The 15,663-nt window shown below is 41.0% G+C and carries 13 protein-coding genes; 5 read left to right on the forward strand and 8 right to left on the reverse strand.

Annotated elements, in window-relative coordinates; translation table 11 throughout:
* Positions 1 to 41 precede the first annotated feature (41 nt).
* The 4 genes from EHQ62_RS15710 to EHQ62_RS15725 all read right to left on the reverse strand — a co-directional run bounded on the left by EHQ62_RS15710 (position 42) and on the right by EHQ62_RS15725 (position 3,269).
* A complete protein-coding gene (locus tag EHQ62_RS15710) occupies positions 42 to 995 on the reverse strand; it encodes a rhomboid family intramembrane serine protease (RefSeq protein ID WP_135644580.1) in 954 nt (317 codons plus the stop codon).
* A gap of 180 nt (positions 996 to 1,175) precedes the next feature.
* Positions 1,176 to 1,874: a Crp/Fnr family transcriptional regulator gene (locus tag EHQ62_RS15715; protein WP_135644582.1), complete on the reverse strand. Its 699-nt coding sequence runs from the start codon at positions 1,872 to 1,874 to the stop codon at positions 1,176 to 1,178.
* A 65-nt stretch (positions 1,875 to 1,939) separates the two neighbouring features.
* Positions 1,940 to 2,758 carry an enoyl-CoA hydratase/isomerase family protein gene (locus EHQ62_RS15720; protein WP_135644584.1) on the reverse strand — a complete coding sequence of 273 codons (819 nt, stop codon included), beginning with the start codon at positions 2,756 to 2,758 and terminating at the stop codon, positions 1,940 to 1,942.
* A complete protein-coding gene (locus tag EHQ62_RS15725; RefSeq protein WP_135644586.1) occupies positions 2,742 to 3,269 on the reverse strand; it encodes a hypothetical protein in 528 nt (175 codons plus the stop codon). Before EHQ62_RS15725 ends, EHQ62_RS15720 begins: the two co-directional genes overlap by 17 nt.
* A gap of 92 nt (positions 3,270 to 3,361) precedes the next feature.
* On the opposite strand from EHQ62_RS15725, the gene EHQ62_RS15730 reads away from it, so the two are divergent.
* On the forward strand, positions 3,362 to 4,651 hold the full coding sequence (locus tag EHQ62_RS15730; protein WP_135644588.1) for a PilZ domain-containing protein: 1,290 nt from the start codon (positions 3,362 to 3,364) through the stop codon (positions 4,649 to 4,651).
* Here EHQ62_RS15730 and EHQ62_RS15735 read toward each other — a convergent pair.
* From EHQ62_RS15735 to EHQ62_RS15750, 4 genes are all read right to left on the reverse strand, one after another.
* Entirely contained in the window at positions 4,643 to 5,806 is a 1,164-nt protein-coding gene (locus EHQ62_RS15735; protein ID WP_135644590.1) for a tetratricopeptide repeat protein, read from the reverse strand. The genes EHQ62_RS15730 and EHQ62_RS15735 overlap by 9 nt on opposite strands.
* A gap of 78 nt (positions 5,807 to 5,884) precedes the next feature.
* A complete protein-coding gene (locus tag EHQ62_RS15740) occupies positions 5,885 to 8,401 on the reverse strand; it encodes a penicillin acylase family protein (protein ID WP_135644592.1) in 2,517 nt (838 codons plus the stop codon).
* Between the two features lie 3 nt (positions 8,402 to 8,404).
* Positions 8,405 to 9,607: a hypothetical protein gene (locus EHQ62_RS15745; protein WP_135644593.1), complete on the reverse strand. Its 1,203-nt coding sequence runs from the start codon at positions 9,605 to 9,607 to the stop codon at positions 8,405 to 8,407.
* Between the two features lie 70 nt (positions 9,608 to 9,677).
* Positions 9,678 to 10,343, reverse strand: coding sequence for a lytic transglycosylase domain-containing protein (locus EHQ62_RS15750; RefSeq protein WP_135644595.1), 666 nt, complete (start codon positions 10,341 to 10,343; stop codon positions 9,678 to 9,680).
* Between the two features lie 157 nt (positions 10,344 to 10,500).
* On the opposite strand from EHQ62_RS15750, the gene EHQ62_RS15755 reads away from it, so the two are divergent.
* From EHQ62_RS15755 to EHQ62_RS15770, 4 genes are all read left to right on the forward strand, one after another.
* Entirely contained in the window at positions 10,501 to 12,882 is a 2,382-nt protein-coding gene (locus tag EHQ62_RS15755; protein ID WP_135644954.1) for a HAMP domain-containing sensor histidine kinase, read from the forward strand.
* A 144-nt stretch (positions 12,883 to 13,026) separates the two neighbouring features.
* The gene (locus tag EHQ62_RS15760; RefSeq protein ID WP_135644597.1) at positions 13,027 to 13,833 is read left to right on the forward strand and encodes a hypothetical protein; all 807 of its coding nucleotides are present in this window, start codon (positions 13,027 to 13,029) and stop codon (positions 13,831 to 13,833) included.
* A 40-nt stretch (positions 13,834 to 13,873) separates the two neighbouring features.
* Complete coding sequence (locus tag EHQ62_RS15765; RefSeq protein ID WP_135644599.1) at positions 13,874 to 14,680, forward strand: hypothetical protein; 807 nt, start codon at positions 13,874 to 13,876, stop codon at positions 14,678 to 14,680.
* A gap of 159 nt (positions 14,681 to 14,839) precedes the next feature.
* Entirely contained in the window at positions 14,840 to 15,622 is a 783-nt protein-coding gene (locus tag EHQ62_RS15770) for a hypothetical protein (protein WP_135644601.1), read from the forward strand.
* Positions 15,623 to 15,663 lie beyond the last annotated feature (41 nt).

The raw sequence follows: 15,663 nt of genomic DNA on the forward strand, positions 1-15,663 counted from the left end.
TATCCCCATCTCACACAAGTGTCAAGGAATAAGACGAAATTTTATTCCTTTGCTCGACGTAGGGCACAATTTGGCAACCATTCACAGCGTAAACAAATGGGATCTTCGGTATTATACGTAGAAGGTGGGCAAATATTGGCATTTTCCACTTGTAATGGTTGTAAATAATTTATTACCGAAGCCCTATCTCGTTTGGATTCAATTTGTTTTAGAACAGATTCGTTGATTTTTTTTTGGTCCAAAAATAGGTCTTCGACTGGAGCTTGTTTTGCTTTGGCATTGGGAGATGTTTCATTTTGTCGCGGTGCCTCCCATTCTAAACCAGGTAGATACGGAACTGTGCCTGGTAAAAAATGTTTGGGAAAAAGTTTCACAAGGAGGAGCGCCGTTAAGGCTCCACCCAAATGGCAAGTATTGGAGATTGAGCCATTCCCAAATTGGGAAATCAGATAACCAATGGCTATGGATACCCAGACTGCATTTTTTGCTTTCACAGGGATAATGAATAATAAGATTTCGGCATTAGGATAAAAAAGACCGAATAACGCAAGTAAACCGAATACAGCACCAGAGGCTCCAATCGTTTGTGATGCCATGGATTCTAAAACAGGTACTTGCCCACCTAACATGATGTTTAAATAGGCAGACAATACCACAAAAATGCCAGCGCCAATTTGTGATAAAAAATATAAAATGGTGAACTTAGTTTTTCCAATAATCGGAATGAGATTATTGCCCAACATGTACATTGCATACATATTAAAAAGTAAATGTAGAGGTAAGGCTTCTACTGCATGGAGGAATCCGTACGTGAATACTTGCCAAATGGCTCCACTCAAAACAAAATCAGGTGTGAGTCCAAAACGATAGATGAGTTGTTGGTTAGCAAAGTATTGTAAAAAAAACACCAAACTATTGATGATTAAAATGACATTCAAAGGGTGAAGGATCGGATTCCCGAATAAACTAGGGCCCTGGCTTCGATTTCGACTCATGGTACTTCCAAAATTTACAATGGTGGGAAAGAAACAAGGGAAATAAAAAAAGGGGGAATCCTTTCGGAAGCCCCCCGGGAGTGATTTAAGGTAAAATCAGGCAACAGACCCTACCTTGATTATCAATCACTTCTACCATCGGAATTCTATGCTTCCTGCTTAATAGTTCAGAGAAAAAATTTAGGCAATTTTTGAGAGAGAATAGAGGGCTTCTCTGTTCAGGATGTCGATGTGGTTTTTGTCCACTGAGATAAATTCCCGTGCCTTCAGGTCAGAAAGTGCACGTACCAAGGTTTCCGTTTTGGTACCAATGAAGGTAGCAAGGACATCCCTTGTGACTTTGAGTTCTACATGGTTTTTTCTGCCTTGGGCATTGTCCAAAACGATGAGGATCTCCGCTAATTTTTCGTGGACCTGTTTGGTTCCGAGAGAGACCACATGTTCTTCCATCTCACGCCACTCTTTGGCCATTTGACGGAACACTTCTTTTTGGAAATTGCTATCATCTTTTACAAGGGCATCGATGAGAGCTCCTGTGATGTAACAGGCATGAGTGTCTTCTATTGCGACAACATTATGATGAGAGATCGAATCAGAAATACAATCGCGAAACCCAACCCAATCCCCTGGACCACTGAGTCGGAGGGTTTGTTCTTTGCCACTGGCAAGTTGCACATAACTACGCACAAGCCCTGACTTAATGAAAAAAAATCCTTCGGCTTTCACCCCGGCCGTGACCAGTTGTTTGCCCCGAGGGAAAATGGTAAAATCTTTACCCGCATTGATTCGTTCGATTGTTTCATGTGCCGCACAGTGGAGCACATTATGATTTTTGTAATCACAAAGAAAACAATCTGGATTGAGAGGGCCTTCAGACATCAAACTTTTTTGTAACCTCTTAGCCGTCACTTGTCGAGACAAAATTTTAGAAACTTTCTAAAATTTCATTTCCCTTTGAATTTTGGATCCCGCTTTTCTATGATACTTTGGATCGTCTCTTTAAAGTCATCCGAGATAAAATTTCTGGCTTGGGACTCTGCTTCTTTTTTGAGTGCTGAATCCAATTGTTTCCAATGATATAAATTTGTTTTGAGTTCTTGTAAGGCAAGTGGTGCAGCTTTTGATAAAGAGATCGCAAGTTCCATGGCTCGTTCATAAACAGAGGATTTAGGAACTGAATCGAGAGCAAGCCCCCATTCTTTGGCAGTATTACCATCAAATGTTTCCCCTGTTAGGAGGAGCCTTCCTCCTAAACTTTTACCAAGAAGTTCTGGCGCAAGGTAACTAGAACCCATACCAGGATGGATACCCAATCGAACAAAATTAAAGGAATACTTTCCTTCGTTTGCAAAGATGCGAAGGTCACAACCAAAGGTTAAAGAAAGTCCTGCACCAATCGCATGCCCATTCACAGCAGCAATCACAGGAACTGGCAATTTCCGAACAGATAAAAAGAAACCATAGAACTTTCTCATATCACGTCTGTTTTGCGAGAAAGATTTTTCAGAGAAAGATCGTAATAAGTTTAAATCTCCACCAGCACAAAAGACATCATTTCGTCCGGAGACAATGACGGCTCTTGGAAGTTTTTTTTCTTTGCGGATGGAATGGATGAGATCAGAAAACTCTTCTCCCATTTTCCAAGTCATGGAATTTCGAGAAGAGGGATTGTTTAAAAAGATGGAAAGGATGGTTCCATCTTCAGTTTCACGGGATTCTATTTCTAGGAATTCATACTCTTTGGTTTCAAATCGCGATTTCATCTATCTGAAAGGATTCGTACCAGGCTTTATCTTGTAAAGATAAAGGTTTTTTCCCAATCTCCATATTTTCAAAGTAATTGAGTAGAATCTCTAAGTGTTGGCTTTCTAAGTTTTGCTCGGGGGATGCGGAATCAATGCCTTTGCTAAACAAAACATCTCCTCTAATTTTATCTTTGTAATGGTCAGGTTTGCCACTAAAGATCAAATGTGCGGAAATCAAATCAAAACGAATGGTATCCACAATCCTACGAAGTGAATCCTCTGTTTCTAAATAATACCGGGAAGCCACTTCTGTTTGGAAATAATCACCCCATGTGATGAGATCTGGAACTGATCCTGTTTTTTCCAAAATTTTGGCTTGGGTCTCTTCGTCTGTATAAAGAGATCCTGCAAATCGTTCCACGATGGAATGGAGGTCTGACAAGATCGCAAGTTTTTCTGGGTTCAGGAGGCCTTGGCGGATCATTGGCAAAAGTTCGGAATTTACATGTTTGGGGAGAGTGAGTTCCATATACTTCCCATTTCGGCGGATTCTGTCGTTTCCCAGCACATTTTCTCCACCGGAAAATCAGTTTTCGCCCTCTAAAAATCGATAATTTGAATATGGCTATCGGCAGAACAGATTCGATGCAAGAACTCATCACGATCCTCGAATCGTTATTTGATGAGACCATCATAGGCTCCGATGTCAATATCGTAAAACACCTCTTTTATTACCTAAAGGCCGATAACCGCGAATTCGAATTCATTTATGAAGAAGACAATTTAGTGGCCGCAGTTGAAGAAATTGAGGCGCATTCTGTCACCTTGATGATCCCAGACCTTGTGGAAAAAGGTTCCAGACGAGCCCGTGTTCGTTTTGAAGTGATGAACATCAACTATCAGTTTGAAGTGGTCATCCTCGATATCCAAAAAGACCAAATTGTCATCAAAACTCCTACCGAGTTACAATCATACCAACTGAGGACCAATCGAAGGATTCCTGTTGATGATTTGTTTATGAACTTCATCATCCTTTTTAGAAGTTTGTCAGGTGGATCTAGGGAAGTAGGGAAAAACTTGTACGCAGAAAGTCGTTTCCCTCACCTAATGAAAGAAGTACGAAAGGACAGACCCGACAGTAAACTCATCAATATCATGTTAACCGAGGCCATCGAACGAATTTCTAAAGATTATGAAATTCATTTTTTCAAAGAAGAAAAGTCTTTAAATGAGTTTGATGATTTTATCAAAAAAACGATCCTTCGCACGGCAAAAACAATTTATATCCCAGATTGTAACCGAATCACCTCATACATCAACGAAACAAATGATGATGTTTTATTTAATTACCATTCCGATTTCAAGGAAATGTCAAAAGATTTGGGTGAGGAGTTTTCATTAGAGTTTTTTGAATCCATGCGTAAACATGAGTCTAGAAACTTTTTGGTTTCTTACATCATCACGCCCATTCGTTTGTATGAAGATGTAGTTGGATACATAAAGGTGTATTCCACTGCAATGGAACGATTCACCATTTCCCAAAACCAAGCTGTTTATATATTTGAACTCGCAGAAATCATCAGTTATGTATTCACAAAAATTGCAATTCAGTATGGTAGTTATGAAACCATGCAGTCCACAACCAAAGTTGTGGATATTTCACTAGATGGTCTTCTTTTTGAAATTTATGACAAACGTCTTTTCCATTACCTAAAACGGCACAATATCATTAAAATGTTTATCCCTTTGAACAAGGAGAGGACTATGATTTTACGCGGTGAAATCATACGTTTCCTTGATAAAGGAGACCATTACCATTTAGGGGTGAATTATTTCAGCTCGGCACCTGATGATATGTTGTACTTAGAATCCTATTTATTCGAAAAGAGTATGAAAATCCTTTCAGAGTAATCCAGACTGTTTTTCAGCCAAACGTATTGCATTGAGTAAATCTTCTGATAGGGTAGTTTCACCTGTATAATACAATCGGAGCAGTTTCCCATGTTCCACAAGTTTGGAGCGGTATTTGGATTCCTCTTGGCTTCCTCTAGTTTCTTTCCAACGTAGATTATAAAATTCACAAGCAAGTTTGTGGAGGTAATAATCAGATTTACGAAGGGTATATGCTTTGTTCAAAAATTCTTCTGCATGAGTGGAAAGTTCATCTCTTGATTTTCTGAGGTCTACGGTATTACCCGCTAAGTTTGTATGTAATAAGTTTAAAAAAGTAACCTCAAAACTATATAACCATACTTCATATATCTTAGGGTATAGAGTACGAGCTTCTTTTGCCACTTGTGGCATAAGTTCCAATTGTTTTTTGTTTTCTTTTCCTTCTACCTTAAAGTAAAAAGTCAAAAATCGTAGATAGTCTACTAGGAATAACAACCGTTCCTGGGGATTAGAAAAACGTTTTCTATTTTTCCATGCCATCGAATATTCAAATGCTGTTGATACGTAGCCTTCCCCGTCTTTCCAATGGGCTTTCCCTAGCGCATAATGTAAGTCAGGTGAGCTCTGATCAAGGGAAACTGCATGTTTGTATTTTCGAAGGGCTTCTTCCATCTGGCCTTTCGCAAAATAATGATCTCCTTGTTTTTTCGCAAGGAATGCCTCATCGTATTTGGTTGTATCGAGGAGTCTTGCAGCAGTGACAGGGCGGTCTTCAATCAATCGTAAGTAGCCTTCTCCCCGCACTTGCCACCCAAAAAAAGTGGTGAGGTAAACGGATTTCACAGTAATCATCCCTACGATGTTTCCATCTCGGAAGGTTTTGTGGTCCTGGTTTTTTTCGAGTAAGTATAAAGTTTGTCCTACACGAATCCCTTTTGGATCAGCAACTTTAATGGTAACCGTATCGGGCCTCGTATCCACTTCAAGCTCTTGGGAAAGTTTATCGACTTCATAAAAACTTGCTTTTTCGATCCCTACCACTTCCCCAACCACAATCATTCGCAATGGATCCAAAGAAGATTGGCTTCGGAAGGCAAATGCCAACCGATCAGATGGAGACTGAGCCGAAAGGAAGGTTACAAATAAAAATGGGAGAAAAAACAGTCGAACCATCTATCCTAAGGATCGACCGTTTTGAAAAGAGAGAGAGAAGAAAAATGAAATCCCTACGAAAGCCGTAGGGAAAATCGTTTACTTAGGGTGGAATTCCAACCGAAATTTCCCGGCCCCCACCTGCTCTTTCGAATACAGAATCTTTCGGTGTATGCCTTGGTTGTAATCTTCGACGAGGTTGCCATAAAATGGACTGCCTAAATTCCCACTATTGCCAATGGGAAGTTGGGTCACCGATTCTTCAAACCTACCATAATCGATCACCCTTCGTTTGGAAGGCCCAGCCATCGCTGTCCAATCTTCTTTCATCAATTTGTACTTTAGGTTATTGACCACCTCTGCCCCACCAGCACTTGGCATCGGACCAATATTAAAAATATTTCCAATGAGAGGCAAAACTCCGAGTGGGTGAGGGTGTTTGATTTTGTAGAGGTATTTCCACTTCCATAAACTCGGAGAGGCAGATACATGGGTTTCTAGATACTTTGCTGTAGCTTCAACGGATCGCTTTAAAATATCATCCCTTGTTTCTTTCACACCCACAGTCCTTAAGTCATCCCAATAAAGAGAATTTGGATTCCGAACAAACCTTCGGTAGGCATTCCAGTATTCTGCCATTTCACCGTAGAGTTCAAAATGATCTGGTCCCATTTCATCGATGAGGAGTTCTTTCATCGTGATGTAAAAAAATACATCATAAACGGCAGCACCTTGTGACTCAGGGAAATGTTCAAAATTCCAATTTTTTAAAATCTCTAATACTTTTTTACCACCTAACGACTTTGAGTCTTTGACTGTAGAAAATAGGATCTCCAAATATTCAGGAGCAAAAGAAGCTACTGTATCATTTTGGATGGCAGCAAGTTCTTCCAAACTCCATTTCTCTTGGGTTTCTAAAATCCCCACTAACCTTTGAAAACGATCTGGTGGTTGCCAATTCCCATCTGGTCTTCCAAGGCCTGGTAAAGATTTGTTTGTTACTAAATTATTCGCTGTAACGATGATTCCATTTTTAGGATTGATGATTTTAGGATTGTCTTTTGTTGCCACATACCCAATGACATCATTTTCTCCAGTAGAACCTTCTAATATTTTCCTAGAATTGCCTGATTTTAAAATAGGGAACCTTCCCACAGCATAATAAGCAATATTCCCTTGTTTGTCCGCGTAACTAAAGTTAAGCCCAGGTGCACCAATTAAGGAAGAAGCAGAATCTAATTCCTGGAAAGACTTGGCCTTTCCCATTTGGTACAAAACATCGAGCAATGGATTTTCCAAATGGTGGTGGGCCCAATACAAGCTGACTGGCCTTCCTTTATAACCTTTGATGTGTTCTGTGATGAGAGGTCCATGATTGGTAATCGGGATTTCCACAGGGATCGTAGAACCATCTTTCATTTTGATTTCATCTTTGTAATAGGTTAACTCTTTCCAACTAGAACCAGATTTGTAAGTACTACCTTCTATGGTTTCCCAATACAAATTCACGTCGTCCTGTTCCAACATTGTGAGTCCCCATGCCTTATCACGGTTATGCGCAATCAATGGGAAGGGGATGATGGATAAAAAATACCCATAGTTTTCATAACCTGGGTATTCTATGTAGGCTTCATACCAGGCCCCTGGATTGGACAAAGCAATATGTGGGTCATTGGCAAGTACTGCCCCCCCACTAGAAGAACGGTTTGGTGCCACAAGCCACGAATTGCTCCCTTCCAAAGGTTCGATTGGGAGTACAAGATCATTCACAAACCCAAGTAAACCTTTGAGACTGGCAACATCCGTTTTCTCCGACAATCCTATTTGGTTTGTTAATTCCTTCGGTTTTACAAATGAATTGAATCCACCATCTTTCATTGGTTTTGGTAAATTCGCTGTTAGTTGTTTTACACCTGGTTGGGTTTCTAAAATAGAAGCATTGGTTTCAAAATCATATCGTGGGAAAAGTTCACCAGCGGACCTACCAACTAACTCTGATTCCATGATCGTGTATAAGCTGTCTGATTTTATCCCTTCTGCAAAGGAAAACCCCATGTAAAATAAAAAGGAAATGGCATCAACACGATCAAAAGGCCTTGGGTTGATTCCAAGGATTGTGTATTCGATGGGCAATGGTTCTGTGGCAAGAAAATGATTCACCCCTTCCAAAAACCAATCCAATTGTTGCCAAGCCTCTGGATGTAATGGATCCTTTTGGTTTGCATACACTTCTGCCGTCTTTTTTAACAAAAGCGATTTTAGAAATCGATCCGTCGGAATGAGTTTTTCACCAAAAATTTCAGAGAGTTCCCCCTTCCCAATCCGCCTTTGCAATTCCATTTGGAAAATACGGTCTTGCGCCATTGTAAAACCTAATGCAAAATAAGCGGACTTTGCATCTTCTCCCACAATATGAGGGATCCCAATTGTATCCCGTATTACCGTTGCTTTTGCCGATAGGACTTCAGAACGAACTTCTCCTTGGTACCTTGGTGCTTTTAAAGAAACAAGTCCCCAAAATACAATGTGTAAGGTCACGGGAAGAGTGATGATGAAAAGTAGGAAGAGACTGATAAATGGTCTCTTCTTCGTAAATGTTTTTAAGTTTCTTAACATAGTTTATTGTAATGCTTTGATTTGACGAATTCGATTTTGTTTGTCTGCGGAATCCCAAGCTGCATTGGAAAAGGATTCTACTTTATAATACTTGGTTTTGTATTCCTCTTTATATGGTAACACTAACTCTCTATCGGGTTCAGTGGTCTTCGCGGCTTGGATTTTACGAAGCCCTTCTGCACCTTGGTTGAACCATTCTGGGTCAATTGGCAAATTCACACGGTGTCCGCGAAATGAAGTGGCAATGTAAGGGCCATCTAAGTCTTTATCACGTAAGATTTTACCAAAAAAAGTAAATTCAACTTCGTTAGATCCTGAAACTAAATCACCATCATACACAGCGTAGGCGATATACTCTCCGTTTTTTTCGTCTTTTAAATTTGCTTCTAAGTGGTATTTCCCTTTTTTATAAACATTTACCACTGCCCTTACGATGAGGGAACCGTCTTGTAAAGAATCAGTAAACACTCCATTAAACTCGGCTGGGATTGATGGACTGGAAAAAAAACTAGAGGTCAGAGTTGTTTTTAAGTTTTCAGGGCCATACGTAATGTCTGTAACGAGAGACATTTGCCCCCAATCTGCTTTTTGTGGTTTCCAAGAAAATGTATGGATGTTGTCTCCTCGTGTTTGGTCACCATCGGTTCCATTATCATTCACAGAAGCACTGACGACACCATACCTTTGTCCTTCCCATTCTTTGAATACTTGGTGGGAGTCTATGGATACCTTGACACGATTCCTTGATTTGTCACGGCATTCTAAGGTAACATACATCATGTCCTTGTTACCAATGACAGCCCATGTTTTAGGTTGGAACAAACAAACGTATCCAGTAGGTTCGTTCGTTTTTGCATCGATTGTATAATCAGGTGATGTTTCAATGATGAAAGGGAAGGCTAAGTCATGATTGAGAATGGACATTGGTCTTGAATATGGTGGGTATTCGGCCCATTCCATGTACTTTTCTAAAATGAATTCAGGTGTCGCACCATCATCTGGAATCCCATCACTGCCACCACCGTTCTCTCCACCTGATTCATACCCTTGCGTTGGATCAGAACTACTGGCCATTCTTTCTTGTCTTTTTTTTTCTTTGGAATCAGAATCGGTACCAAAACCATCTCCTGAAAAATAAAAAAACAAACCCACAACCAACAGTATAACAATGATTAGATACAATCCGTATCTACGAAATAAATCCATACGCTCCCTTCCTTTTCTTTAATAAAACGGTTAAGAGCCTTTTCGGTTTTGAAACGATGTAAAGTAAAATTTAAATCGAAATGAGACTGGCCAATGTTTCAGAAATTGGAATCTCTTGTGGGATAACCATCCCTTTCCATTCATCATAGTATTTGTATACTGTTCGTGAATAAGCAGGAACACCACCAAATCGTTTGTATCCACCGAGTCCTGCATTATAAGCTAACAGAGTCGCTTCGAGTGAATCAGTTCGTTCCATCAGGTAATTCAAATAAAGAACACCGAGTAAAAGATTGGTTTCTGGTTCATACAGTTCGTTTGCTTGGGAAAAGGAAATCCCTTCTTTTTTTGCAAGCCACTTCGCAGTTTCAGGCATCACTTGCATAAGCCCAAGCGCACCTTTATGGGATTTCGCATGTGTATGGAACTGTGATTCGGTTTGGATGAGACCCACAAGAAAACCCAATCGATCGACTGGGGGCGTATAGGAAACTTGGTTCCTTTTAGGAAATTGTAAGAGTTGTGATGCCCTCAAAGTGGCCTTTACCAATTGGTTCCTCTCTTTTTCTGAGAGACCTGGCCGATTTTTTGCGATCAGAAATTCCAATTTGCGTTTTGCATTTTGGTTTTGGGCTTCGTTCCCAATCGAATCCAATTTGCCGTACGATTCAAAGAAAAAGAGGAAAATCACTAGGATTCCCGTGAAAATTTTGGGGAAATGATTTGTTTTTCGCATGGTGACTGGATGTCTCCTTATTGTGCATCGCACAATAAGGCCAGTTTCCGGGATGCCGCTCTCATGGCAAGGGGAAAATTGTGCATCGCACAACGAATTCCAGAACCGAAAGGGAAATGCTTGCGGAAACTCCGTTTTTCGGTATATCTGGATGGGCTTGGTTCCTTCTCTCAACCTATACAGTTTCTTTTATTTTGGGCTTAGTTTGGTGAGTGGGATCGCCTATGTCTACTTTCGCTCTAAAAAAGAGGAACTCACTCCTAGTTTTCGTGGCCTCCTCATCCCACTTCTCAGTTTATTTTTTTGGTCCATCGCTTGGTCCATTTGTAATTCTTTTTTGAGCCCTCTCACAGCCTATGTATTTGTTTTTTTAAAAAATCCCGCCATTTTACTATTAGGTGTTTCTACCTCTGATTTGGCATTTCGATTCCACAAAGACTTGTTCCCCAAATGGAGGGAAGTGAGTCAAAAAATCCAAACTGGGATTGCCATCATTGCCGGTGCCTTCAATGCGATTGGTTTTTTCCAAAGAAGGATTCTCTTCGATCCCAAAATGGAATTTTATGTACCGGAACAATCCTCTCCCAATCTTTGGATCCGGCTTTCGATTTTATCGATCGCCATTGCACTTTGTTTCATTTTAATCAACACACTAACTTCACTCTTTATGAAATACAAACGATTGGAGGGTGTGCAAAAAAAAGCAACTGCTGGATTTATCATTGCCATCTTTGGGATTCTGGCTTTGGCTTTTGCCGACATCTTGGTGGATTTAAATTATGTTAGCAAACCAACTTACCTATTTATTTTAACCAACCTAACCATCATCATTATGACCATCCTTGTCCTTGTCTCTTTAAACCAAGAGACAGTGCCTTCTTCGGTTGGTTTCAAGATCATGACATTTAACTTAACGATCTTGTATTTGATCTTATCCATTGTGGCCAATTTTTTATTCAATCGGTTTAGGATTGATATCCAAAACGAGATGAGTCGCGAAAAACATAATATCAAAACACAACTTGAATTAGGCAATGTGTATCCGTTTGTGTATCTCACTGATTTAGTCATCGATATGCAGGCAAACAATTTTAGAATCAATAAAATCAGTTTTCCACAAAACAATATCCAAAACTTAAAAAATAGAATTCCTTCTTATGAAGAATTTAAAGTAGAAACGTTTACCAATTTACCCACAGGCATCTATTGGACTTCCGATTTTTATGCAAAAAACCATCATTTTTTAATCGCAATCCCTTATCTCGAATACCGATACAAAGTCCACCAAACCGTTGTTTGGCTCATAATCACCCTCCTATTTTCTATTTTTACGATATTTATGTTATACCCAGTTTTACACAAAACAAGTATTGTATACCCTCTCACTAGATTACTTTCTGGAATTCGAAGGATGCAATCAGGGGATTTGTTTGTTTCTGTTGAAGTTACAAGTAAAGATGAAATTGGTGAACTTTCAAAAAGTTTTAATGATATGATTTCGATTGTAAGAGAAGCAAGGTTCCAACTCGAACAAAAAATAGAAGAACGAACCGTTTCACTGAACAATACCATCTTAGAGTTACGAGACACCCAAGAACAACTTTTACATGCAGAACGAATGTCGACACTCGGTAAAATTGCAGCAAGTGTTGCTCATGAAATCAATAACCCTCTCGCTGCCATCAAAGGAAGCATACAATTCATAAGAGACAGCCAATTTTCGGAAGAGAAGGAAATCCTATCCAGTTTAGAAGTACAAGCCGACCAATTGATTGCCACATTTAAAAACCAAAAACGTTCTGAAGTCACGTTCCGTTTCAAACGAAAACGAGAGTTAACTCAATTTTTTAAATCCAAACAAATCCAAGATCCAGTTTCTTTGGCCGATACTTGTTTTGACTTTCACATTGAAACAATTCCAAATGAGTACCTCCACCTCTTTGATACAGAGGAAGGAAGGGAAATCTTTCAGGCACGTTTGAACGAACATGTTGTACGGTTCCACCTGGGCATCATTGAAACGGCCGTCGAACGTGCATCCAAAATCGTATTCGCATTGAAACACCACTCCTATTCGGGACCCAGAGAAACCCAAAAAGTCCTTTCGATCAAAGAAGGAATGGAATCGGTTCTCAGTATGTACTCAAAAAGTTGGAAACCCCATGTGGAAATTGATTGGGTATATGAAGGAGACCCATTGGTTTTGGGGCATGCGGACGAACTCATCCAAGTTTGGACCAATTTGATTTACAATTCCTTCCAAGCCTGCCCGAGTGAAAATGGCCGGATCCAAATCTCATTACGGCAATCCCAGACAAATGCCATCGTTCAAATCGAAGATAATGGAAAAGGAATCCCTCCCGAGATCCTACCGAAGATATTTGAACCCTTTTTCACAACGAAGGAACTGGGAATGGGCACTGGCCTCGGCCTTTCCATCGTACAAAAAATCATCGAAAACCACAAAGGCACCCTCTCTGTGGAAAGCCAACCTGGCAAAACCCTCTTCTCCATCACCCTACCCCTAGCAAATTCCTAGGATTTTTCTCGTAACTTTGTCATGGAATCAGCGACAATGGCAAAAATATGTTAATTTTCTGTCGAAATTAGGCAAAAAATTTCTTGTCAAACTTTTGCCAAACTTATACAACAAAGGAAACACCAATTGGAATAGGAAAAGACAATGCGAACTCTCCTCACAGCGATCACCACTTTACTTCTAGCCGGCTCACTCAGCGCGCAGTCATACACCATCTTCATTCATGGAAAGTCTGGAAAGAACCATAACGGAATTGGGACAACAGATGTGAACAGTTACTGGGGTTCCTCGGTGAATTCTGTCAGCGGGAATCGAATTTTCATCGGATACGATGGAACCACGGACCCAAGAACGTATGGTTCGTCCCGTGCCCAAACCAATATTTCCACTGGGCTCACAAACTATTGTAAGGCAGGCAAAACTTGTAAGATCGTTTGCCACTCGGCAGGTTGTTATGCGATTGAATACTGGTTGTCCAACTTAGGTTCTACGGCTTCTGCAAAAGGATTTAATATTTCAAAAGTGACTGCACTGGCAGCGGCTTCTGGTGGATCTGAACTTGCAAATGCCCTAAACGGAATCACATTCGGATTTGGTGGAAACGCCATGGATAAGTCCCTCATAGTCACAACAGCTCGCGGTGCTTTCAATCATAACAACACAGGTGGCGTTGCCGTAAACCATGTGCCTGGATACAAAGGGATGTTTGGTGCTTCGGCCATCCTTCCTGGGGAAGATGATTATGCAGTGGCATACCACTCCTCTTGTGCTTACAACCGTGCAGGGGGACTCAACAAATGCCAAACTTCACTCACACAATATGAAGGCCTTTGGCCATTTGGTTCGAACAGAACCTACACACAATACAGCGGGCATTACCGTGCTCCGTCTGTTTCTTCCACTGGATTGTATCTAGACCATGGTCAGATCAAAACAGAAGGTTGGAGATAAATTTTAGGAATCATTGAAAGAAAGGAAAAGGAAAATAGAGATGCGTAGCTCAATCACAACAATACTTGCGTTCCTGGTAGCGGGATCGCTTAGTGCACAAACCTATACCGTGTTCATTCACGGTAAGTCGGACAAAAACCACAATGGTGTGGGAACAACAGATGTAAATGGATACTGGGGTTCATCCACTAGTACCGTTTCTGGATCTAAAATTTTCATCGGTTACGATGGAACAACAGACCCTAGAACTTACGGAACAGCGAGAGCCCAATCAAACATCTCCACTGGTCTCACAAACTACTGCAAGGGTGCTAATTCTTGTAAAATCGTTTGCCACTCTGCTGGTTGTTATGCGATTGAGTATTGGTTGTCTAACCTTGGTTCTACTGCATCGGCAAAAGGTTTTAACCTAACTAAAGTGACTGCCCTTGCAGCTGCTTCTGGTGGATCTGAACTTGCTTCTGCTCTGAACGGAATCACATTTGGCTTTGCTGGAAACGCAATGGACAAGTCCCTCATCGTATCCACTGCTCGTGGTGCCTTCAACCATAACAACACTGCCGGTGTTGCTGTGAACCACGTACCAGGTTACAAAGGGATGTTTGGAGCTTCCGCAATCCTTCCAGGAGAAGATGACTATGCAGTGGCTTACCACTCTTCCTGTGGTTACAACAAAGCAGGTGGCCTAAACAAATGCCAATCCTCTCTCACTCAAAGTGAAGGGATCTGGCCATTCAACTCCAATGTCACTTACACACAATACAGCGGACACTATAGAGCGCCTTCTTTGACAGCAACTGGTCTTTACCTCGACCATAGCGAAATCAAAAAAGAAGGATACCGGTAATATCGGATCCTAACTCCAGACTACCTCAATTGTAGCTGTGGGTGCGAGACCAGCCAAATTGGCTGGTCTTTTTTTTGCCCTAATATTATTCAAATTGACACATTTGACTTATTTATGGAATTTGTGCTTAAATAAAGAAAATCAGGAAAGGGAAAATAGATGCGAAGCACCATCACAACAGTACTAGCGTTCCTCCTCGCAGGATCACTCAGTGCACAAACCTACACCGTGTTCATCCACGGAAAATCAGACAAAAACCACAATGGCGTGGGAACGAGTGACGTGAATTCGTATTGGGGAACCTCTGCGAATACCGTTTCTGGATCTAAAATTTTCATCGGCTATGATGGAACCACAGACCCAAGAACGTACGGAACAGCAAGGGCCCAAACAAACATTTCCACAGGACTTACCAACTATTGCAAAGGGGCAAACTCTTGCAAAGTTGTCTGCCACTCTGCGGGGTGTTATGCCATTGAGTTTTGGTTGGCAAATTTGGGATCCACTGCTTCTGCAAAGGGTTTCAATCTTACAAAAGTGACTGCACTTGCAGCTGCTTCTGGTGGGTCGGAACTTGCATCCGCTCTGAATGGCGCTACATTCGGATTTGGTGGGAACGCAATGGACAAGTCACTCATCGTATCCACAGCTCGTGGTGCGTTTAACCATAACAACACGGGAGGAATTCAGATCCACCATGTACCTGGTTACAAAGGTGCATTTGGACCATCTGCCATCCTTCCAGGAGAAGATGATTATGCAGTGGCTTACCACTCTGCTTGCGGATACAACCGTGCAGGTGGCCTAGACAAATGCCAATCTTCCATCGTAAGTGGTAGCACTACTTATACACAATACACAGGTCACGTGAGAGCTCCGTCTCTAACGGCAACTGGTTTGTATAAGAACCATAGTGAAATCAAAAACGAAGGGACAAGATAATCGTAGGTTAAAAAAAACCCAACTAAGAGATTAGATGGGTT

The sequence above is a fragment of the Leptospira jelokensis genome (assembly GCF_004769635.1).
GTDB lineage: Bacteria > Spirochaetota > Leptospiria > Leptospirales > Leptospiraceae > Leptospira_A > Leptospira_A jelokensis.